The following is a 20,302-nucleotide window of genomic DNA, read 5'->3' as shown; positions in this document are numbered from 1 at the left end:
ACCTCTCAGTTCGGCCCGCCGCGTTCCGAACGGACCGTATCTCTCCGCAGCTCGGCCAACTCCTGCAGCAATTCGCGTTCTCGTCCGGTTACCGTTTTGGGAACCAGTATCCGGATCCTGGCATATGCATCGCCCTGCGGCCGGTCTTGCAGCGCCGGCATTCCCTGGCCGGCTATTCGCAGCCGCTGGCCGCTCTGCACGCCGGGCGGAACGACCAGACTGCGTTTTCTTCCGTCGAGCATGGTAACGCTGATTTCACCACCGAGTACGGCTACGGTGTATGGAGTCAGTCCATCGAAGATCAGGTCCTGGCCGTCGCGCTCGAACGCTGGGTGTGGCCGGATCCTCAGCCGTATCACGACATCGCTTCGCTGGCCCGTGGCGCTGGCTGCGCCCTGACCGGCCAGCTTGAGGCGCAAGCCGTCCCAGGCTCCAGGCGGGATCTTGACCTCGCCTTCGCGTGAGGAACCGATCTGTCCGGCACCGTTGCAGCGCGGGCAGGGCGGCCCTCCCAGGTCAACGGCGCCGCGCGCGGTGCGGCGCACGCCGCTGCCGCCGCAATCCGGGCACACATCCTGCAGTGCCAGCGTGATGCGGCGGGCCGTGCCGCGCCATGCCTCTTCCAGGCTGATCTCCAGCGTGTGTTCCTGCGCAGGTTGGGGCGATTCGGATGTCGCCTGCTGCGCACGGTTGCCGCGAGAGCCGCCAAACATGCGCTCGAGCAGTTCGTCGAGATTCAACCCGTGGGCGTTGATATCGGGAAATGGCTGGCCTCGCCGCGGCTCACCAGCCGGCGGCGGAGCCGCCTCGCCGGCGGTTTGATAGTATTGGCCAAAGGTATCGTACTTACGCCGCGTCTCGGGGTCTGAGAGGATGTCGTAGGCTTCCTGTATCTCCTTGAACCGATCTTCGGCGCGTTTGTCTCCCGGGTTCAGATCCGGATGGTGTTTTCGGGCAAGGCGCAGGTGCGCGCGCCGGATCTCTTCATCCGTCGCGTTCTTCGCAACACCCATCACCTCGTACGGATCCTTCATCGCTGCCGGGTCACCTTTGCGTTATGGTTTCGGCCGTCGACGGGGCAGGCGCCAACGAGTCTCCTCGCCACCACCGAACCGATTGGCCGCCGGCCGCGGCACGCCCGAGCTCACACTCACACAGAAGGCCCGGGCAGACTTGTATCGCTCTACTTCCAGCGCCGGTGCGGCCGCGCTCGCCCGCACCGGCGCCATTCGTGTTTAGTGGTCACCCGTCTGGGTGAACTCCGTATCCAGTACCGGCTCCTCTTCACCCGCTGTGGGATGCGGTACTTCGCTCTCATCGGGAGCACCACCACCTGCAGGCGTGTCCGGTGCCTCTGCCGAGGCCTTCTGGTAGGCAATCTCGGAGAGCTTGTACACCGCTTGCTCCAGCGTTTCGGTCAGCTGCGTCAGCTCGCCGGTGGCCGTATCATTGGAATTGAGTGCGGTACGGAGATCCGCTATGGCGCTCTCCACCGGCTGCTTCACGTCGGCTGGCGCTTCGGCGCCGACCTGCTTCAACTGCTCCTCCGAGGTATACATCAGCGCCTCGGCTTTGTTGCGCACTTCGGCACGCTCCCGCTGGCTGCGATCCTCCTCTGCGTGCGCGGCTGCGTCCTTCACCATACGCTCCACCTCATCCTTTTTCAGGTTGCTGGATCCCGTTATGGTGATCTTCTGCTCCCGGCCGGTGGCGCGATCTTTGGCCGACACACTCACGATGCCGTTTGCATCGATGTCGAACGTCACCTCGATCTGAGGCACACCGCGCGGCGCCGGTGGAATGCCCGTCAACTGAAAATCGCCGAGCATCTTGTTGGCGCTGGCCATCTCGCGCTCGCCTTGATAGACCTTGACGTGTACGCTCTGCTGGCCCGATTCCGCGGTGCTGAACACATCGCTCTTTTTGGTGGGAATGGTGGTGTTTCGCTCGATGAGGCGAGTCATCACGCCGCCCAGCGTCTCGATGCCCAGCGAGAGCGGTGTCACGTCGAGAAGCAGGATGTTCTGGCCCGAGCCGGGTTCCTGGCTCAGTACGCCGGCTTGAATAGCTGCCCCGATCGCCACGACCTCGTCCGGGTTCACCGTGCGGTTTGGCTCCTTGCCGCCGCCAAGTACGCGCACCAGTTCCTGGATCATCGGCATCCGGGTTGAGCCGCCAACCAGAACGATCTCGTCGATCTTGCTGGCCGGTTTCGCTCCGTCCGTCAGTACCTGCTCAAACGGCTTGCGGCACCTGTCGACCAGGTCTTTTGTCAGCTCCTCGAACTTGGCGCGCGAGAGGTTGACGTCCAGATGGAGCGGGCCGTCCGGCGTGAGCGTGATGAACGGCAGGTTGAGGTTGGCCGTGGTTACGCTGGAGAGTTCCACCTTCGCCTTTTCGGCCGCCTCGCGAACCCGCTGGAGTGCCTGCTTGTCCTTCCGGAGGTCCACGGCATTCTGCTTCTGAAACTCATCGCAAACGTACTCCACAATGCGCTGATCCCAGTCGTCACCGCCCAGGTGCGTATCCCCGTTGGTGGCCAGAACCTCCAGTACGCTTCCGCCGTCTTCCGTTTTGCCAATCTCCAGCAGCGTAACGTCGAAGGTACCGCCCCCGAGGTCGAATACCAGGACGGTCTCCTCCTTCTGCTTGTCCAGGCCATAGGCAAGCGCGGCCGCGGTCGGTTCGTTGATGATCCGCAGTACTTTAAGCCCGGCGATCTCGCCGGCGTTCTTGGTAGCGGTGCGCTGTGCGTCGTCGAAGTACGCAGGCACCGTGATCACCGCATCGGTTATCGGCTGCCCGAGCTGGGCTTCGGCGTCGGCCTTCAGCTTCTGCAGCACCATTGCCGATATCTCCTCCGGGCTGTATGGTTTGCCGTCGATGGAGACCTTTTCGCCGGTGCCCATTTTGCGCTTGATGGAGATGATGGTCCGGTCCGGATGGATGATCGCCTGCCTCTTGGCGCTGGCGCCTACCAGCCGCTCACCCGATTTGTTAAAGCCCACAACCGATGGAGTGATTCGGCTGCCTTCAGTGTTCAATATCACTTCCGGCTCGCCGCCCTCCATAATGGCCACCACCGAGTTGGTAGTGCCGAGGTCGATGCCAACTGCCTTACCCATTTTGATGTTCCTCCGCCTCCCATATGCTCATCGCTTGATATCGAACATGCAGTCACACATGAATATACGCGTATGATACAAGTTTAGTGTCATATTGTCAAGTGAATTTCGGCCGAAGTGCAGCTTCGCACGAAATCACAGTCGCGGCTGGGGAGGCGCGAGTGGGTGGTCGGCGGCCGCCGTCAATACGTCCCGATGCAGTGCGTTACCGGTGCAGACGGGCGTCCACCAAAGTGGTCGGTTGCCGCACAAACGCAGCAACGGCCCCAGAGCGTTTCTGCACCGGGGCCGTCTCAAGCCTATCGACGCGCCGGGCGCTATCGGGCGATGTCAAACGCCAGCCAGCCCTTGTGCCGCTCGCTGGGTGGTTCCGTCTTGCTCTTTCCCAGATACACATGGTACGTGGGGTGTCCCAGCCAGTCCAGGTTGACATAAAGTTGCGTTGCGCCAGGCGCAATATTGAATGTGACGCCATCCTCGGCGTGCTTGGTTTTGAACCGAAACCGGATGTTGCTGGTATCCAGCACCTGGACGCGCTTGTCGTCCTCGCCCTTCAAGCCGATCGGATTGGTGATCACGCCATTGTTCAGGCGAACGCGACCTACAAAGTACTGTCCCTTTAGCGCTTTGTCGGTGACCACGATCGACACTGTGTTGCCCTCGTGCCAGATAAAGTAGCCGACCTGCTTGCCGGGGTTGATCTTCGGCTTGCCATCGGTGGAGGACCACTTCAAATGGGCGAGTTTCTTGTGCCCGGCTTTATTCAGAAGCGGGCTTTTGCCTTTTTGGGGGGTAGCGCTGCCTGCCTGCGCGCCGGCAAGCGCCGGGAAGATAATCGCCGCAGCGATCGCTCCGAACCGGACACATTGTTGCAGTCTGCTCATGCAAGTCTCTCCTGGTGAGCGTGGCGAAAATGGCGTTGCGCCGTGGCGGATCAAATCCGCCTTAGCGGTTAGAGCCGGGCGCGGCGCGGAAGTTGCAGGATTTCACCATCGCCGCACGCAGAAAGCGGCGGAAGCCTGCGCTCCCGCCGCTTTCTGCCTGCAGACCAGCGTGCTGTCCGGCTTACTTTGCCAGGTTGAACAGGTAGACACCGGGCCGCCCGGAGTTTTGGGCTTCGGTCATTTTCGCGCCGAGAAAGACCTTTGCCGTTACGTGCGAGGCAAGGTTCAGGCGAAACGCTATGAAGCGCGACATGTCGCTCACCTGAAACGTGATGCCGTCCACTCCTTCATGTGTGACGAAGCGGAACTGCACCACGTTGGGTTTGGTCTGCTTGAAGCGGTCCTGCTTTTCCAGCTTCACACCAGCGACATTCGCGATACTGCCCGGGCGAACCCGAACGGCGCCACGAAAGACCTGGCCTTTGTCAACCTCATTGGTCGTGGCCAGATAGACGCCTTTTGCATCGTGCCAGATGAAATAGCCGACCTGCTTTCCAGCCTCCAGCTTTGGAGCCCCGAGCGTTTGTGACCACGGGATGGCGTGGAGCCTCTTGTGTAGGCCCGCGCCGGCCAGCCGTCCATGCAATGTGGATCGGATGGGACGCTGGACCGCCGGTATTTGCGCGCCTGCCGGCAAGAGCAGCGGCTGAGCCAGTCCGACGCAGAGTACAGCCAAAATGGTCATGCGATTCATGTTCTCTTCCTTGTTTTACGAGCGATATGGAGTTGAGTGGCGCGCATGCCGCGCGCCGGATACCTGGAGTGATGGAGGAGTGCAGGAATTGTCTGCTCGCCTGTTTCCTCCTCGCCAGTAGAGACGCAACCGCTAGCGGAAGGTTCAGAGCCGGGCACGGTTGGAGTCGACAAAGCAGAACGGCCCGCACCGGAGAGTACCGGTGCGGGCCGCAGTGTGCGATCGGTCTGCGCCGGGTTACGGTGTTACGTTGACCACCGTCGTACCCGTGATGGCGCCTGGTGCAAGGACAACCAGAACATGCTTGCCGGGATCGGTGAACGTTACCGGTACCGTGAGACGGTGGATCGGATTGCCGAGTGCATCTTCCCAATCGATAACGCAGTTGTTTGCGGGTATGAATGGCGCGCCATACTGGCCCTCATAGGCAAACATACCGCTGCCATTGCCCACCGAGGTGCCGTCCGGTAGCGTATCGTACACCCACACTCCGGGAGGCCCGAGGCAGCTGCCGGGGAACGTGGCATCGGCGACCTGATTGGCGCCATCCAGGCACGTGATCGTGATCAGCGTGGTCTGGCCTTCGCGAACGTTGACCGGCGCCCGAACCTGGAAGTGGTCGGGACCGATGAGTTGCGTGGGAAACACGATGAACGGGCAGAAGCCGGGTATCGGCTCGTAAGGCGCCGTAGCATCGTGCCCATGACCGTCGGTGGCCACAAACTCGAAAAAGCCCTCGCCATCGATATTGCCGAAGTTACTCATCAGGAACCAGCGTATGACGTTGGTCTGGTTGTTGAACGTTACGGTGCCGAGCGGGAAGAGCGATCCATTGGATTCGCGTGCCGCACAGTAGACGCGTCCCGTGAATACCTCGGGGTTTCCGTCGGATCCCACGGCTGTGATGCTGAACGGCTCATAGATGTTGCTGGCCAGCAGTGGTTCGTTGAAGTACGCGGGTACGTATACAGGGCCCGTTACCGTAAAGTGGTCTACCTGCTGCTGTGGCGGGGCAGGGCGCAGCCCGTAGATGGTGAGCCGGTTCTGAGCGCCTACGTACACCTTGCCGTTGGCGATGGTCGGGACGGCGAACTTGACATACGTTCCAGCCCCGTCCACCGGTCCAAGCGCGGTACTCGAGAAGAGCTGGTTGAGGTTTGTAGCGTTGTACGCCTTGAGCACCGCTGCCGGCGCAGTTCCGTCGTTGGGATAGACCGGCTGTATGGCCCACAGGATCCCGTTGGCCACGCCGTTGGATGAAATGCTGGGTGTGGCGCCGGGATAGTCGTAGACGTCACCGGTCGACGCCGTCGGCGTCGCGGAGAGCAGACCGTTCTTCAGCTGGAATTGCTGGATGGAGTCTCCCACGCCGCCGAAGTACACCATATTGTTCCAGTAAGCGGGCATGCCCCAGACGCCGCCGACGGCGCCGGGCAGTTCCTGGACAATCTGACTGTCGCTGCCCAGGTTGAAGCCACCCATGTTGTCACGATTGATTACGTAGATGGTGCCTTCTTTACCCACCTGTATGAGTTCGTGGGGATGAGCGCCGGGCTGATCGGGAAGGAGCATCGGCGCCGCGCTGCCAAGATCCAGATCCGCGCTATTCAGCACGTCCTGGTTGTACGGCGTGAAGTAGTCGGCCACGTTGAAGCCGGTCTCGGTGTTGAAGTTGAGTTTCAGCACACTGTCCCCGTATTCGGTCCCTCCGGAGAAGAAGGTAGGATCGGCATCGAAAATACCGTTGCCGGTAGCAAGGAACAGGTTTCCGTTCTTATCCAGAGTGATGCCGCCGCCGCCCATCCATATGCCGCCACCGGCCGGCGGTCCTGTACTGCCATCGGGATTGATGGTGGTGACGCCGTTTGGCGATGAGTTCCAGGCTCCCGTCAGCTGCAGTGTGGTGGCGTCATAGGCAAGCACCCAGCCGTGGTATGGGATATTGTCGCCGTGTGAGCCCCAGGCTATGTAGAGCGTATTGCCCCACAATTGCAGCGCGGCTCTCTGATTCTCCCAGAGCGGATCGAACGGAACATTGCCATTGCCGTCGGTGCCGTCACCCACACCAGGAACACTGGCTGAGATATCCACCGGGCTGTTCGACTGCTCGTATCCGGTGCCAAGGTCCAGAGCATGGAGGTGCTGGTGTGCACCGTCCGGCTCCAGCGTGGTGGCAACCACGTACAGTGTGTGTCCGCTCAGGCTGATCACCGGCGTGCCGGTTATTCCAATTTCTGGGTAGATGTCGTCGCTGTTGACGTCGTCGGACGGCATGGGGGTGATGCCGATCTGAGGAAAGTCAAAGTTCGCCTCCCAAAGGGGGCCCGCGTTATCGCCGATATTGTTGTCGGCGTCAAATGCGTAAACGCTGTCGTGCTCGGTGGCGACATAGACCACGTTGTGATAAACCACCGCGCCGGTTTGCGGATTGGTGATCGCCACGTGCGGCACATAGAGCGGCTGGGCGTAAATCTGACCGTCTACGTTGTGCTGAAACAGCTTGCCGAAGTCGGTTGGGTTCACATTCGCAAGGGTGAGCGTGGACTCGTTTTGATTCGCGCCGGTACGACCGAAGTCGTTGTGGTACAGCGTCACGTGCGCCTTGTTCTGCGCGACCGCGACCCTGGGCACCAGCGCGCACATCACCATCGCGGCGCCGATGATGAGCAGGGCTGGCGCACAACTGCCGGATAATCGGCGGTTCGTCCAACGTAACGATTCAAATAGCATGCTCGAAACTCCCCCTCCTGGGCATCTCGGTGCAAAGAGCGGCTGGCTGCTCTGTTCCGAGTTGACGCCGGTCTCCCTCAAACACGCCGATCGGCTCGGCAGCCCGAAAACTGCGCCTGAGAATCGCAGTTCGGCGGTTTCGTACCAGTTCCACGGCAGAAGCCGGTTTTCCTTCCGCTGTTTCCCAGCCGTTATAGATCCATGTTGGTACTGTGGCCCGGAAACACCTTCGAGTGCGGATCGATGCGGTGCTTGGCGTAGTTTACGGCGGTGCAAACCTCGCCTACGCCCGTGGCGATGAGCTTGATCTTGCCCTCAAACTGGGCCACGTCGCCGGCGGCATACACACCCGGCAGATTCGTCTCCATCATATGGTTGACCAGTATTGACGAGCCCTCCATCTCCACGCCCCAATCGCGGGCGGGCCCAATATCCATCGAGAATCCGATGTGGAGCAGTACGCCATCAACCTCCAGCACGGCCTCTTCACGCGTCTGGTTATGCATCACAACGGCGCGCTCAAGATGCCCGTTACCCTCCACCCTCCGCAGCTCATGCCAGAGGCGCACGTCCACGCGTGAGCGATTTAATAGCCAGTCGACGCTCTCCTCGTGCGCACGGAACACGTCGCGCCGATGGATCAGGCTGATCGATTTGGCTACCGGCTCGAGGTGCATGGCCCAATCCAGCGCCGAATCGCCGCCGCCAACGATCAAAAGCCGTTTGCCGGCAAACTGGGCGATGTCACGCACGAAGTAGTAGACACCACGGCCCTCCAGCTCGGTGACGCCGGGAGTATCCAGTCGTTTAGGAGCAAATGCACCGCCGCCCAGAGTGAGTACCACTGTCCTGGTTACATGCTCCGCACGGTTGGTGATCAGCCGCCACGTCTCGTCCTCGGGCTGCCGCTGAAGCTGCAGAACCTTCTCGCTGCAGCAGACCTTTGGCGCGAAGCGGGTCCCTTGTTTCGCCATTTCCACGGCGAGGTCTTGAGCCAGAACCCGTGGAAAGCCCGGCATATCAAAAATGTACTTCTCCGGGTAGAGGGCCGCGAGCTGCCCGCCCAGTTCCGGCAGGCTCTCCAGTATCTTCGTCTTCATCTGGCGCATGCCCGCGTAAAATGCGCCGAACAACCCAACCGGTCCGCCGCCAACGATGGTTATGTCGAAAACCTCACTGGCCGGCGGTGACGTTTCATCCGTCTCCGTGTTCGAGTCCTCCATAAACCCCCTCTGGCGCGCTGCGCCTGTCCGGTTCAGACGCCTCCATTTTATCACACACGCACGCTCAATATCGCGGTTGTGAGTTGATGCAGGCAGCCGGCCATCATGGATTTCCACGGTGAATAAACCGTTGGTTTGCTTAGGGCGCACATGGAACATAACTGCAACAATGTAGTCGGATTAACAAGGAGGTGGAACATGACCGCATTAACACCAACGCAGGAAGTAGCCGACTTTTCCTCGCTGTACGAGCGCAGCCACAAGCGTGCTTACAATCTGGCCTACAAGCTCACAGGAAACGCGGCAGATGCCGAGGATGTGACCCAGGATGCGTATGTGCGCGCTCTGGTCAACTTCGCGTCGTACGATCAAACCCGGTCGTTCGAAGGCTGGCTGTTCCGCATCATCACTAACCGTGTCATCGATATGCGCCGCCGGCAGAAGCGCGTTCCGATGCACTCTCTGGACGCTCCTGCAGGAACGGATGAAGAGGGTAACGTGTTCCAGCATGAATTTGCCGACCCAAACAGCAACCCGGAAGATATCGTGGTTGGCGCCATGATGGACGACAAGCTGCAATCGGCTCTGGCAGCTTTGCCGGCGGAGTACCGTGACGCCGTACTCCTCTGCGACGTTGAAGAGAAGTCGTATGACGAGATCGCGCAGAGGATGAAGTGCGCCGTGGGCACCGTGCGCTCCCGCATCCACCGCGGCCGGGTGATGCTGCGGCGGATCATGGAGGCCGGTATTCGCCCGCGGACGCGGAAGCGGCGCGCTGTGGCAGCCGGACCCGTGGCAAAGTCGCAGCCTGTTCCGGCCTGAAACGGGAAGAACCGCCGAGCTGCCGGTCGGGATAAGAGGCACTCCATTGAGGCGGAAGCGAGATGCTTCCGCCTCAATGCTTTTACCGGAGCGACCGCCGGCTGGCGGAGCGCGGCAAACGACCGGATGCGCCTAGAGCGTCAAAACCTCACCATCAAATGCCAGGGACATACCTTGCGGCAGCCGGCCGTTCACCTCTTCGTGATCGAAGTGGTGTGAAAGGTGCGTAAAGCGAACCATCGCCGGCTTCAGCAGTCCCGCAACCTCCACGGCTTGCCACAATCCAAAGTGCGTGCTGTGGGGTTCGAACCGCACCGCGTCCAGAATGAGCAGGTCCAGACCGCCCAAATGCGACATTGCCGCCTCCGGTATTGTGTTGACGTCGGTGATGTACGCGGCGGACGGTCCGCTGGGCACATCGAACCGGAACGCCTGTACCGGGAGGCGGCCATGCAGCACTTCCAGCACGGTGATCTCCAACCCGCACAGCTCCAGAGTGCTGGGAAGCTCGTGCAGCGTAATGCGCGGCTTGCCGCCGCCGGCCTGTGTTGGCTTGAAGATGTAATCGAAGATGCGCCGGATATCCTCCAGGGTGGAGGCGGAGCCGTACACGGGAATCGAAGCGTGGGCCAGGTCGTTGAACCGGCGCAGATCGTCCATACCAAAGATGTGGTCGGCGTGTGTGTGGGTGATCAGCACGGCATCCACCCGCGAAAGGCCGGCCGCCAGTGCCTGCAGCCGGAACTCCGGGCCGGTATCCACCACCAGCACGCTGCTCCCGTATTCCACCGCAATTGAGGGGCGCGTGCGACGATTCTTCGGGTTGGTACTGGTGCAGACAGCGCACGTGCAGCCGATCATCGGCACGCCGTGGGATGTACCGCTGCCCAGGATCCGGATACGGAACGCGCGCGGTTCGCTGAGCGTCTCTTCACCCGTCAACGGATACAGCCCGATTTCAGCTCGCGGACGAATGCGCTAACGGCCTCATCTCTGCCGGCATCGTCGCGCCGTTGATGGATCAAATCTACAAGCGCGCTGCCCACCACCACACCGTCGGCCATAGCGGCCACTTGCCCGGCCTGGTCTGCGCTGGAAACTCCGAAGCCCACGCATACCGGCAGTTGGGTAAACCGGCGCATACGCGCCACCATCGGCCCCACTTCGTCCGACAGCTTTTGCCGAGCGCCGGTGACGCCCGTCCTTGAAACGCCGTAAACGAAGCCGGTGCAAAGCTCCGCTACAATTGCCGCCCGCTCGTCGGTGCTGGTTGGCGCCACTAAAAAGATCGTATCCAGACCGTGACGCGCCGAAACGGCGCGCCACTCCGCCGACTCCTCCGGCGAGAGATCGGTGACGATATGACCGTCTACGCCGGCACTTGCCGCCGCGGCTGCCCACGCCTCCATACCAAATCGCAGAACGGGATTGAAATATGTCATCACCACAATCGGTAGATCAGGCAGCCTCCGACGGGCTTCTGCAATCTCTGCCATTGCGAGGCGCGAATTCATGCCGGCCGCCAGTGCGCGCTGCGAGGATGCCTGAATACTTGGACCATCCGCCAGTGGATCGCTAAACGGAATGCCAACCTCAATCGCATCCGCGCCGCCGCTTGCAATGGCCGATATAAGGTCGGGCAGTACGCCAGGTTCGGGATCACCGGCTGTAACGAAACAGACCAGAGCTGCCTGGTTGGCAGCCTGCAGCTCCTCAAACCGCCGACTAATCCGCATAGCTTCTCCGCTTCCCAAGTTATGGCACTAGCAGGCCGACAGCCAACGCACCAGCGTGGATGGCGACAGGTCAGGCTGTACAAGGGCGGTGGGCATGCCATCTCGAGCCGCTATGGCTTCCGCTGCCCGTAAGCCACTTCGTGCCGCGCTTTCCATCGTGGATGGCCAGCCCGTGTTGGTCCATTCGCCCGCCAGTACAAGCCCGTTCAGGCTGGATTCAGGGCCAGGACGCAGCGCGGCAACCCCGGGTCCAGGCCGAAATGTGGCCTTTCGCTCTTTAAGAACCTTCCATCGAAGCAAACGATGTTCGCGTGCGCGGGGTAGGGCGCCATACAATCCCTCCAGCGCTCGATCGCGAACGGCCTCGCGCTCACTAGCGCACCATTCACCGGCGCTGCTCTTGACCACGTGCAGCCACGTTTCGCCGTTCTCGGCCATCGCAAAGTTGGCCGTCTTGTTAAACACCCAGTCTGCATCACAATCCAGCAGCGCCAGTGCGTGCGGCGCTTCAATGCGCCCCTCGAACCAGAGATGTACACCCGCAATTGGCGCAAACTCCAGCCCGCCAGGGCCAAGGGCCTCCGGCGCCATACGCGCCAGCGCATCAAAGGGAAGAGCCGATATGTAGTGACTGGCGCGCACGGTTTCACCGCTCTGCAGCTGATATCCAGTGATGGCTGCGCCATCGGAAGATCGATCTATTTCAAACTGCGCGATATGCGTTCGAAGCCTTACAACACCGCCGGCGGCAGCCACCACGCGCTCCGCGGGACCGGTGAACAGGGTGCCCAACGGCACGCCAGGCAGGCCAAACTGCCACCCGGAACGGTTGCGTAGGAACCCGTATCGAAACACCTTTAGGCCCACGGCCTGGCTGATGCAGGCCGGCGAGTCATTGCACGCCGAAACCAGCACAGGCTGCCAGAACCGGCTGACGGCGCGTGGGGTTTGCCGTGTCTCGCGCAGCCACGCCTCCATGGAGCGATCATCGCGGTCAGCCTCCTCGCCGGTGCGGAGGATGCGCAGCATGCCGCGCGCAATGGCCAGCTTGTCCGCCAGCTGCAGCGCGCCAAACCTGGCGAAGGAAGCCGCCATGTGCAGCGGCGCGGGAAGGATACCGGCGCGCAAAGGAAAGCGATGGCCGGAGCTATCGGCAAATTCCAATGCGCTCAGCCACCGAATCTGATCCTCCACGCCCAGCGCGGCCAGCAGCCACTGCAGATTCGTGCAGCAGCGCATCGTTCCGTGCTGGCATACATCCATCACCTCGCCGGTTTCGGCATCGATAAACGAACTGGCGCGACCGCCCAGCATGGGGCGCTTTTCGATGAGTGTAACCTGGTAGCCTAGTTGCGACAGCGCCACTGCGCAGGCCATGCCTGCCACTCCACCGCCGGCAACCGCGGCAGATCCGGTGGCGCCCACTACCGGCGCCTCCGCAATGCGCTGAACCGCGTGCGCGCGACCGCGCGCGCCACAGCCATCACCTTCCTGGGGGTACTCACCGTAATGCGGTCTGAAAACACGTCGTAATCCAGGCGCTTTATCTCGGTGAGAATGGCGTGGTAGATGTCGAACATGATCTCAAAGGTCGGCCGGCTCGGTGTCGAGATGCAGGCGGCCAGCGGCTCCGCCGCCCGGTACCAGTCCTCTGCGCGCTCGGCCTCAAATCGCAGCAACTCTCTTACAGCCTTATCGCCGGCGCTTGCGTTCAGCAGCATCGCGTCGGTCACGCCGAAGCGCCGGAGATCCTCCTGCGGCAGGTAGATGTTCCCGCGGGCGCCATCCTCTGCAACGTCTCGCAGGATGTTGGTCAGTTGAAACGCGAGGCCGCAGGCCTCACCCATCCGCATGACCTCCGCCCGGTCGCCGCCGAACCCCCATACGTACAGGCAGACAAACCCAACCACGCCGGCCACGCGATAACAGTAGGCGCGGAGCTCCTCAAAGGTCTCGAACCGTACGGCGCTGAGGTCCTGCGAGGTGCCCTCCATCACCTCGTAGAGGTAATGGACCGGCACCCGGAATCGACAGATGGTGTGGTGCAGCGCCGGCAGCACCGGCTCGGACCCATAATTGCCTTGAAGCGCGGCATCAACGGTCGCGCGCCAGGCTCGCATGCGTCTTTCGCGCAGCGCGAAGTCGCCGGGTTCATCGGCGGCATCGTCACTTCGCCGCATGAATGCGTAAATGGCGCACATCGCGTCTTTGCGCGCTCGCGGCAGCGTGACAAACGAGTAGTAAAAGTTTCGCGCAGACGTGCGCGCAACGGTCCGACAGTAGGCGTAGGACGCCGCCAGCTCAGCCTTGCCTGCCGTGCAGTCCGCCGGCCGAGCCGACTCCTCAGCGAAGTTTGTCACGGCGTCAAGCCCGCTATCAGCCGGCCAATTAGCATCACCGCCTGGCGCCCGCGGCTGACGGCAGGGCGTTTGCTGAGGACGCGCCCCTCCTGGCGCTCAATGAGACGCAGCACCTCGGCGCCGCCCTGGGAGAACATCTCAACGTCCAGCCGCAGGCGTCGATGCACCATCCCTGCGAGCGGCGCACCGAGTTGAAACAGCTCACGCGTGCGCTGCGCTTCAAAGGCCATGAGGTTCCGAAAGGCCTCGGTCTCCTCGCCCCGGGCAAGTTCCGCTTCGGTGTAGCCAAATCGGGCGATATCCTCAAGCGGTATGTAGATGCGCCCGCGAGCATAGTCGCGCCCCACGTCTTGCCAGAAGTTAGCCAGCTGCAGCGCTGTGCAGATCGAGTCGGAGAGCAGCAACCGTTCTTCGTCGCGATAACCGGCGAGATGCAGTACCACGCGTCCCACAGGGTTGGCCGAGTACCGGCAGTAGCCCAGCAGATCGTGAAATGTTGGATAGCGCTGTACGCTCTGATCCTGCCGGAACGCACGCAGAAGGTCATGATAGAGTGAGGTCGGGATGCCGAACTCGGCTGTAGTGCTTCTCAGGGCTACAAACACGGGATGCTCGGCTTCGCCGCGCTCCATGCGCTCCAGCTCGGACTCCCACGCATCCAGCATTAAAGCGGCTTGCTGGCTGTCGGCAGCTTCATCGGCAAGGTCGTCACTGACGCGGCAGAAAGCGTAATAGTTGTAGAAGTGGTGGCGGAGCGGCCGTGGACAAAAGAGGCTGCCGACGATAAAGTTTTCGTAGTGCGAACGCGCCAGTCGCGCACACCATGCCTCAGCTTCGGCCAGAGTAGCGGAGCCATCAAACTGATACTTCGGCAGTAGCGCCACAGCCGTCATAATCGCGTCTGCGCCGCGTATCGTGGTTCGATCGTCACACGGAATTATAACCGTTCCGGTTCCTCCCGCGCCAGGAACCACCTTGTGGCAAAGCGCGCGCAACCCGTAAGCGACTGAGAACCGAATAGAAACGGACTCTATGTGTCTCGCACATAGAGTAACGGCACAGCGGCCATCGAATGCCTTTCGCAGGCTCGCGAGGCGTGCGCAGAAGCCATTTGGCCGGTGGCTGCCATGGTTGCACGGGTCTCATTCGTCCCATTCCGCCAGGCACGCGCCGGCGGCGCGTTGGTCGTGGCCAATGGCGTTGGAGCGGAGAGATCCTTCGCTTCGTTCTGGACGAGAGCCGGCGCAGCGTTGGTTGGCGGCGCCGGCGCCCCGGCCGCTACGAACCGGGATGGTGCTCGCTGAGCCACGTCGAGAGCGCGGCAGCATCGGACGAGCGGCACTTGTGGTACGCCACACGTATGTCGAACCCGGGAAGAAGCAAGGTGACGCACGTCACATGTGGAATCGGGTAGTCGAACGCGAGCGGTGTCTTGGGAGCCGGGTATACGGTTTTACGCGCCGTGAACGCCGGCCGCTGCCGCGGCCCTCTTCGGCGAAACGTGATGTCCAGCCGCCAAATGTGGATAAATAGTGAGCGATTGCGCATGGTGTAACACCCGTTGCTAACCAGGCAGTCACCCGGTCGGTGACTTTCGCAGAGGAACGGGATGAGCCGGGCCGCACGCCAATGCAGAGGCTGCCGTGCCACGCGAACGGGGCGCGCGGCCGAGCATCACGAATCGGTGGCGACTCCCGCGCAGCATGCCCAAAGCTTCACGACGCAGGCACCATTGCTGCGCTGCGGGATTCACCAAATCCGAATATGCATCAAATACTTCGCGCGTGTCAACACGCCTGAGGAAGCACAGCCGTCTTGACCGCATCCACGCTGCCGGCGGCGGCAGCCTCCATCCAGGCGGGAAGATCATCCAGGCCAATCCGCGCCTCCACCAATGACGCCAGCGTCGGCGATGGCGATGAGAGCAGCTCTGCTGCCTCGCCGAACGACGCAGGCGTGTGGTGGAAGGATCCGCGGATCGTCAGCTCCTCGTAATGCAGCCGCTCGGCCGGTACGGTGAATTGTGCTCCGGTGGGGCAGCCACCGAAGAGGTGCAGCTCGCCCCCGCGTGCTATCAGCCGGCTCGCGAGCTCCCAGGCTTCCGGCGAGCCAACGGCCTCCACCACCACCGGGACGGCAGCAGATCGTCCGGCTGCATACGCGACAGCCGCGACAGCATCGTGCACGGAATCGATGTCGATAACGGCGGCAGCGCCCATCCGTTCCGCTGCGGCAAGCCGGCCCGCGCGCCGGCCCAGGGCGATCACCCGCGCTCCGGCTGCCGTGCACCGCTCCACAAACATCAGGCCGATCGGGCCGCAGCCCAACACCGCGACGAGGTCACCGGCAGCCATCCGCATCCGCCGAAGCCCGTGCATGACGCACGCCAGCGGCTCGGCCATGGCAAGTGTTTCCAGCGAAACTTCGGGACCGGCGCGTACCAGGTTGCGGCGAACGATCCGCGCCGGTACGTTGATTCGCTCGGCGTAGGCGCCGTTGAGAAACAACAAGTCGTCGCACAGTGATTCCCTCAGCGCGCGGCACCACGCGCACTGCCCGCAAGGCGCCGAGTTGGCGGCCACCACACGGTCGCCCACGGTCCAGAAACCCACGTCGGGCCCAACTGCGCAAATCTCCCCGGCAAACTCGTGGCCAAAGCGACATGGCGGTTGCAGCATCCGTGCGTGGTAACCGCGACGATATACCTTCACGTCGGTACCGCAGGTCAAAGCCGCTGCAATGCGGACTTGCACCTCACCGCTGGCCGGTGGAGGCAGGAGGACCTGCTCGATGCGCACGTCGGCTGCGCCATAGAGGACAGCCGCCCGGATGGTATCGCCCGCCGCCGACGTCATGCCGCCGTCACGGGCGCTCGCCGCCGTTCCCCACGTTTGGCTTTCCGCGTTCGGGTTCGATCACAATCTTGAGCGCATCTCCGCGGCCACGGTTTGCGAGCGTGATTGCCGTCTCCAGCTCCTCCAGCGACATCCTGTGCGTGATTAGCGTGGATGCAGGAAACTGATTGCTGAATACAATCTTGGCTGCGGCCTCCTGCATAGTAAAGTCGGTGCTGTATGATCCGGTGATCCACTGCTCCTCCCGGCAGAGGTGCCCGAGGCTCACGGCCTGTCGACCGGCGGCGTCGGTGTGGGCGAACAGAATGATCTTGCCGCCCGCGCGAGTATTCTCCACGGCAGTCGCAACGGCTGCTTCGCTGTCTGCCGTGACGATGGCGGTATCAGCGCCCCGGCCGGACGTCACGTCACTTAGAGCCTTTCGGAGCCCATTGTCACTCTGTTCGAGCGCCACCCGGGCCCCAAGCCCCCGAGAGACATCGAGGCGCTCGGTACGTGGATCGACCGCAATGACCTGGATTCCCCTGGAGGCCGCCAGCCATGTGAAGAGGAGGCCGATTGGCCCTTGCCCCACCACCAGCAGTGTCTCGCCCACATCGAGCTGCGCCGTCTGGAGAGCCTTGAGACAGGTGTTTACGGGCTCGACAAAGGTTGCCTGACCATCCTCCACGCTCTCGGGAATCCGGACGAGGCCCGGTATGCACCAGCGGTGAACGAGGATCATCTCCGAGAACCCGCCCCCCGAAGGCTCTCCAATCCCGGCCGTTGTGCCGGTCCTCTTGAACTGCTCGCAGCTCGCAAAAAGACGCCGTTGACACCAGAAGCAGTCGCGGCATGGAACGTGGTGGTGGACCACCACCCGGTCACCAGGCTGCCAGCCCTGTACATCCCGGCCAACCGAATGGACTACGCCGGCGATCTCGTGGCCGAACACCCGTGGCGCCGGGAAGGCGTTGGATGTGATCTTCTTCACGTCGGTCAGGCAGAGTCCGCACGCCTTCACGGAAACCGTCAGTTCGTCGTCTCCGGGAACCGGCGCCGCAATGTGCTGCAGTTCGACACGGCCGCACCCAATATACACGGCGGCGCGCATCGTCTCGGCAGCGGCGCGCTCAACGTGATCGTGGTGCAGCAAAGTGGCTTCCTGCGCGGGCCGGCTCAGGCAGCCGCTGCGACGCGGCAAATAGCGTTCGCCGCGAATTCAACGTCGTCATCGTCAATATCCAGATGCGTCACCAATCGAAATCGGTCCGCGGCAGTTGGCGCAGCCAGGACTCCAGCTTCGCGCATCGCAGCGCAAAAGGCGGCGGCGCTGCCCGCCGTACGAACGTAGACCATGTTGGTCGGCGGCGGCCGATCGTCCAGACCCAGATTGCGAGCGCCGCGGATCGCCATGGCCAGGGCTGCTGCGCGCCGGTGATCGTCGGCCAGGCGATCCACATGGTTCTCCAGCGCATAGATTCCGGCCGCGGCCAGAATACCGGCCTGACGCATGCCGCCGCCGAGCAGTTTGCGTACGCGACGGGCGCGACCGATAAACTCGCGACTGCCGCACAGCACGGAACCGACCGGGCATCCGAGGCCCTTTGACAGACAGAACGTGATTGAATGGCAGCAGGCGCCGTACTCACGCGGCTCGGTCCCGGTGGCCACTGCGGCGTTGAGGATGCGAGCGCCATCGATATGCAGCATCAGGCCTCGTTCGTTGGCGATCTCCCATATTTCACGGTGTGTCTCCATGGGTATAATCGCCCCGCCGGCACGGTTATGCGTGTTCTCCAGCACGATCAGTCTGGTGCCGGGTGCGTGAATCGATTCGGTCTGGATATTGGCGGCGATGAACGGCACATCGGGCACGCCGCGCTCGCTGGGAAACTGTCGCGTGAGCACGTTTGCGATCACGGCCGGCATCCCCACCTCGTAGAGCATGGAGTGCGCCGCCGCATCCAGAAGAATCTCATCGCCGGGAGTAGTGTGTGTCTTCACGGCCACGCAGTTGCTCATGGTGCCCGAGGGCATCAACAGCGCAGCCTCCTTGCCGAAACGAGTGGCCGCCTGCTCCTGGAGACGGTGGATCGTTGGATCGTCGTCGAACACGTCGTCGCCAACCTCGGCAGCTGCCATCGCAGCCCGCATGGATGCCGAGGGCCGCGTTGTGGTGTCGCTGCGAAGGTCTACCGGTGTGTGCATGCCGTTACCTGCCTGCCGGGTCGCCGCGCCATCAGAATACGTTTAGGGTGAGCGCAAAGCCATCGGATCCAAGGCCGCCGATGGTGCCGTTGATATGGTAGGCGGCCTCCAGGGTTACAAACCTGGCCACGGGGTACCGGACGCCGAAAGAGATACCCGGCACGATGCCGTTGGAGTTGAACTTCTCACGGTCGGAATGGACGGAAAAGTAGTAGAGCCCGGCGCCGGCAAACGGCTGCAGTCGACCGGCCACCTGCGCAGTGGTCACGCGGAAGCTGGGCCCAATAAGGTCGGCGCTATTGCCACCGGTGAACGGCAAAAAGTGGTCGCTGGCCCCCATTAGTTCGATGCCGCCGCTGTAGAGCCAGCCACCACGACTGGCCGGCTTGCCATAGAGCAGCGAATCGCCAAAGAACTTGGGGGTACCCAGCGCCCGGATAGCCCGTCCCTGTGTAAAGGCATATCCCCCTACGCTCAGCAGCGACCCTAGCACCCGCTCGGCGGGTGTCGGCGCTTGAGCAACAGCAGCGCTCGACAAGCCGGCCGAACCAACAAACAGGCATGCCGTCAGAACAACAAATCGGGTTTTCAAAATCTCTCCTTTTCGCGGTGCATATGGCTGTGTACCCGCGGCAGCTGCGTCAACTTCCCTGAAACGGAGGTTCGACGCCGAACGTAAAGAAACCTGTGTCTCTCATCAGGCGCGCGACCGGACCGTTATGCTCGCCGCCCATTAAGGTACACTATTCGTGCCACTGTGTGGGCGTGTCGACCCGAACCTCACCCTATTGCTTTTGACCAACTCTTTGCCCAGCGCGGAAACCTGCGCAATTCGGCGGCGGCAGCTGCACATCTGCAGCACGCTGCCGGGCACTCTCCGCGTCGCCGGCCAAACGGCAGGTCGACGCGCTCAGCCGGCCTTCTGGAGGATCTGACACGTTTATGACATGGGAATTCAGGTGCCAGGTATTGGCGTTTCTGTTCTACTTCACCTACGCCAGCTTTTTCGAGTGGGCATTTCACAAGCATCTCTTCCACTCGCCGAAGTTCATCCGCCATACGTTCAAAGCGCATGCCCTGGTGCACCACCAGCGGTATCGTTATGAGCCGGCCTCGTATGAGTGGGTGGAGGGCCGCCAGAAAGACCACATCTCTATGGATTGGTTTGCACTGCCGATGTTTATCGGCGTGCATCTACCGTTCATGATGTTCGCCCAGTGGTTCACCGGTATTCCCAGCCTCTGGGGCGGCCTGGCCGCTGTGACAGCGTACTACGGTGTGTATGAGTACTTCCACTACTGCATGCACGTGCCGCGCAGCCGGTGGTTCGAGCGTACCGCCATCTACCGGTTCGTCAAAGAGCATCACCGCATCCATCACCGGTATATGCAGCAAAACTTTAACGTCTTCTTTCCGCTGGCGGATGTGTGCCTGGGCACGTTCCGCAGCCGACGCTCCGTTCCGGTATCGAAGTGCTCATCGCTCACCGCGCCGAGCCTGCCGGCGGAGCCCACGCACCATCCAGCGCGCCCAGTTTCCACCGCGCCCGAGCCGGCGATCGGCGAGTAAACGCGGCGGCTCTCGCCTCTCCGCCTGATCTCGGCGCGGCGGTATACTCCCTCG

General features: G+C 62.2%; 18 protein-coding genes. 2 read left to right on the top strand and 16 right to left on the bottom strand.

Features of this window, described 5'->3' with window-relative positions:
• Positions 1-5: 5 nt before the first annotated feature.
• The 6 genes from KGJ62_07605 to KGJ62_07580 form a co-directional block, all read right to left on the bottom strand.
• Positions 6-1,034, bottom strand: coding sequence for a J domain-containing protein (locus KGJ62_07605; GenBank protein MDE2126439.1), 1,029 nt, complete (start codon positions 1,032-1,034; stop codon positions 6-8).
• A 201-nt stretch (positions 1,035-1,235) separates the two neighbouring features.
• Positions 1,236-3,125, bottom strand: coding sequence for a molecular chaperone DnaK (gene dnaK / locus KGJ62_07600; protein MDE2126438.1), 1,890 nt, complete (start codon positions 3,123-3,125; stop codon positions 1,236-1,238).
• Positions 3,126-3,442: 317 nt separating this feature from the next.
• Entirely contained in the window at positions 3,443-4,009 is a 567-nt protein-coding gene (locus KGJ62_07595) for a hypothetical protein (GenBank protein ID MDE2126437.1), read from the bottom strand.
• Between the two features lie 181 nt (positions 4,010-4,190).
• Positions 4,191-4,763 (bottom strand): hypothetical protein, encoded by a 573-nt coding sequence (locus KGJ62_07590; GenBank protein ID MDE2126436.1) that lies wholly within the window; start codon positions 4,761-4,763, stop codon positions 4,191-4,193.
• Positions 4,764-5,000: 237 nt separating this feature from the next.
• Positions 5,001-7,493, bottom strand: a complete 2,493-nt coding sequence (locus KGJ62_07585) for a PQQ-binding-like beta-propeller repeat protein (protein MDE2126435.1) — start codon at positions 7,491-7,493, stop codon at positions 5,001-5,003.
• A gap of 191 nt (positions 7,494-7,684) precedes the next feature.
• Positions 7,685-8,716, bottom strand: coding sequence for an NAD(P)/FAD-dependent oxidoreductase (locus tag KGJ62_07580; GenBank protein MDE2126434.1), 1,032 nt, complete (start codon positions 8,714-8,716; stop codon positions 7,685-7,687).
• A gap of 150 nt (positions 8,717-8,866) precedes the next feature.
• On the opposite strand from KGJ62_07580, the gene KGJ62_07575 reads away from it, so the two are divergent.
• On the top strand, positions 8,867-9,538 hold the full coding sequence (locus KGJ62_07575; protein ID MDE2126433.1) for a sigma-70 family RNA polymerase sigma factor: 672 nt from the start codon (positions 8,867-8,869) through the stop codon (positions 9,536-9,538).
• 132 nt (positions 9,539-9,670) lie between these two features.
• Here KGJ62_07575 and KGJ62_07570 read toward each other — a convergent pair whose 3' ends face one another.
• The 10 genes from KGJ62_07570 to KGJ62_07525 all read right to left on the bottom strand — a co-directional run bounded on the left by KGJ62_07570 (position 9,671) and on the right by KGJ62_07525 (position 19,271).
• Entirely contained in the window at positions 9,671-10,399 is a 729-nt protein-coding gene (locus KGJ62_07570) for an MBL fold metallo-hydrolase (protein MDE2126432.1), read from the bottom strand.
• A gap of 77 nt (positions 10,400-10,476) precedes the next feature.
• Complete coding sequence (gene trpA, locus KGJ62_07565; GenBank protein MDE2126431.1) at positions 10,477-11,274, bottom strand: tryptophan synthase subunit alpha; 798 nt, start codon at positions 11,272-11,274, stop codon at positions 10,477-10,479.
• A 27-nt stretch (positions 11,275-11,301) separates the two neighbouring features.
• Complete coding sequence (hpnE, locus tag KGJ62_07560; protein ID MDE2126430.1) at positions 11,302-12,651, bottom strand: hydroxysqualene dehydroxylase HpnE; 1,350 nt, start codon at positions 12,649-12,651, stop codon at positions 11,302-11,304.
• 47 nt (positions 12,652-12,698) lie between these two features.
• Entirely contained in the window at positions 12,699-13,634 is a 936-nt protein-coding gene (locus tag KGJ62_07555; GenBank protein ID MDE2126429.1) for a squalene/phytoene synthase family protein, read from the bottom strand.
• The gene (hpnC, locus tag KGJ62_07550) at positions 13,631-14,527 is read right to left on the bottom strand and encodes a squalene synthase HpnC (GenBank protein ID MDE2126428.1); all 897 of its coding nucleotides are present in this window, start codon (positions 14,525-14,527) and stop codon (positions 13,631-13,633) included. The genes KGJ62_07555 and hpnC overlap by 4 nt, the downstream gene beginning before the upstream one ends.
• A 385-nt stretch (positions 14,528-14,912) precedes the next feature.
• Positions 14,913-15,182, bottom strand: a complete 270-nt coding sequence (locus KGJ62_07545; protein ID MDE2126427.1) for a hypothetical protein — start codon at positions 15,180-15,182, stop codon at positions 14,913-14,915.
• 239 nt (positions 15,183-15,421) lie between these two features.
• The gene (locus KGJ62_07540) at positions 15,422-16,489 is read right to left on the bottom strand and encodes an alcohol dehydrogenase catalytic domain-containing protein (GenBank protein MDE2126426.1); all 1,068 of its coding nucleotides are present in this window, start codon (positions 16,487-16,489) and stop codon (positions 15,422-15,424) included.
• A gap of 7 nt (positions 16,490-16,496) precedes the next feature.
• Positions 16,497-17,624: an alcohol dehydrogenase catalytic domain-containing protein gene (locus KGJ62_07535; GenBank protein MDE2126425.1), complete on the bottom strand. Its 1,128-nt coding sequence runs from the start codon at positions 17,622-17,624 to the stop codon at positions 16,497-16,499.
• 23 nt (positions 17,625-17,647) lie between these two features.
• Positions 17,648-18,679 (bottom strand): low-specificity L-threonine aldolase, encoded by a 1,032-nt coding sequence (gene ltaE, locus KGJ62_07530; protein ID MDE2126424.1) that lies wholly within the window; start codon positions 18,677-18,679, stop codon positions 17,648-17,650.
• A 31-nt stretch (positions 18,680-18,710) separates the two neighbouring features.
• A complete protein-coding gene (locus tag KGJ62_07525) occupies positions 18,711-19,271 on the bottom strand; it encodes a hypothetical protein (GenBank protein MDE2126423.1) in 561 nt (186 codons plus the stop codon).
• Positions 19,272-19,621: 350 nt separating this feature from the next.
• Between KGJ62_07525 and KGJ62_07520 the strand changes: the two genes are divergently transcribed.
• The gene (locus KGJ62_07520; protein ID MDE2126422.1) at positions 19,622-20,248 is read left to right on the top strand and encodes a sterol desaturase family protein; all 627 of its coding nucleotides are present in this window, start codon (positions 19,622-19,624) and stop codon (positions 20,246-20,248) included.
• The last annotated feature ends 54 nt before the right edge of the window (positions 20,249-20,302 follow it).

This window comes from Armatimonadota bacterium, from assembly GCA_028871815.1.
Classification (GTDB): domain Bacteria; phylum Armatimonadota; class Chthonomonadetes; order Chthonomonadales; family Chthonomonadaceae; genus REEB205.
The sequence above is the reverse complement of the archived record's forward strand: the minus strand, read 5'-3'. Positions and strand labels throughout refer to the sequence as shown.

Excerpts from the sequence above, each read along its gene's own strand:
- KGJ62_07540 (MDE2126426.1), bottom strand. The coding sequence starts at position 16,489 with ATGACGTCGGCGGCGGGCGATACCATCCGGGCGGCTGTCCTCTATGGC.
- KGJ62_07520 (MDE2126422.1), top strand. The coding sequence starts at position 19,622 with ATGACATGGGAATTCAGGTGCCAGGTATTGGCGTTTCTGTTCTACTTC.
- hpnE (MDE2126430.1), bottom strand. The coding sequence starts at position 12,651 with ATGGCCTGCGCAGTGGCGCTGTCGCAACTAGGCTACCAGGTTACACTC.
- KGJ62_07605 (MDE2126439.1), bottom strand. The coding sequence starts at position 1,034 with ATGAAGGATCCGTACGAGGTGATGGGTGTTGCGAAGAACGCGACGGAT.
- trpA (MDE2126431.1), bottom strand. The coding sequence starts at position 11,274 with ATGCGGATTAGTCGGCGGTTTGAGGAGCTGCAGGCTGCCAACCAGGCA.
- hpnC (MDE2126428.1), bottom strand. The coding sequence starts at position 14,527 with ATGACGGCTGTGGCGCTACTGCCGAAGTATCAGTTTGATGGCTCCGCT.
- KGJ62_07545 (MDE2126427.1), bottom strand. The coding sequence starts at position 15,182 with ATGCGCAATCGCTCACTATTTATCCACATTTGGCGGCTGGACATCACG.
- KGJ62_07585 (MDE2126435.1), bottom strand. The coding sequence starts at position 7,493 with ATGCTATTTGAATCGTTACGTTGGACGAACCGCCGATTATCCGGCAGT.
- KGJ62_07590 (MDE2126436.1), bottom strand. The coding sequence starts at position 4,763 with ATGAATCGCATGACCATTTTGGCTGTACTCTGCGTCGGACTGGCTCAG.
- KGJ62_07595 (MDE2126437.1), bottom strand. The coding sequence starts at position 4,009 with ATGAGCAGACTGCAACAATGTGTCCGGTTCGGAGCGATCGCTGCGGCG.
- KGJ62_07570 (MDE2126432.1), bottom strand. The coding sequence starts at position 10,399 with ATGATCGGCTGCACGTGCGCTGTCTGCACCAGTACCAACCCGAAGAAT.
- KGJ62_07575 (MDE2126433.1), top strand. The coding sequence starts at position 8,867 with ATGGAACATAACTGCAACAATGTAGTCGGATTAACAAGGAGGTGGAAC.
- dnaK (MDE2126438.1), bottom strand. The coding sequence starts at position 3,125 with ATGGGTAAGGCAGTTGGCATCGACCTCGGCACTACCAACTCGGTGGTG.
- ltaE (MDE2126424.1), bottom strand. The coding sequence starts at position 18,679 with ATGCACACACCGGTAGACCTTCGCAGCGACACCACAACGCGGCCCTCG.
- KGJ62_07580 (MDE2126434.1), bottom strand. The coding sequence starts at position 8,716 with ATGGAGGACTCGAACACGGAGACGGATGAAACGTCACCGCCGGCCAGT.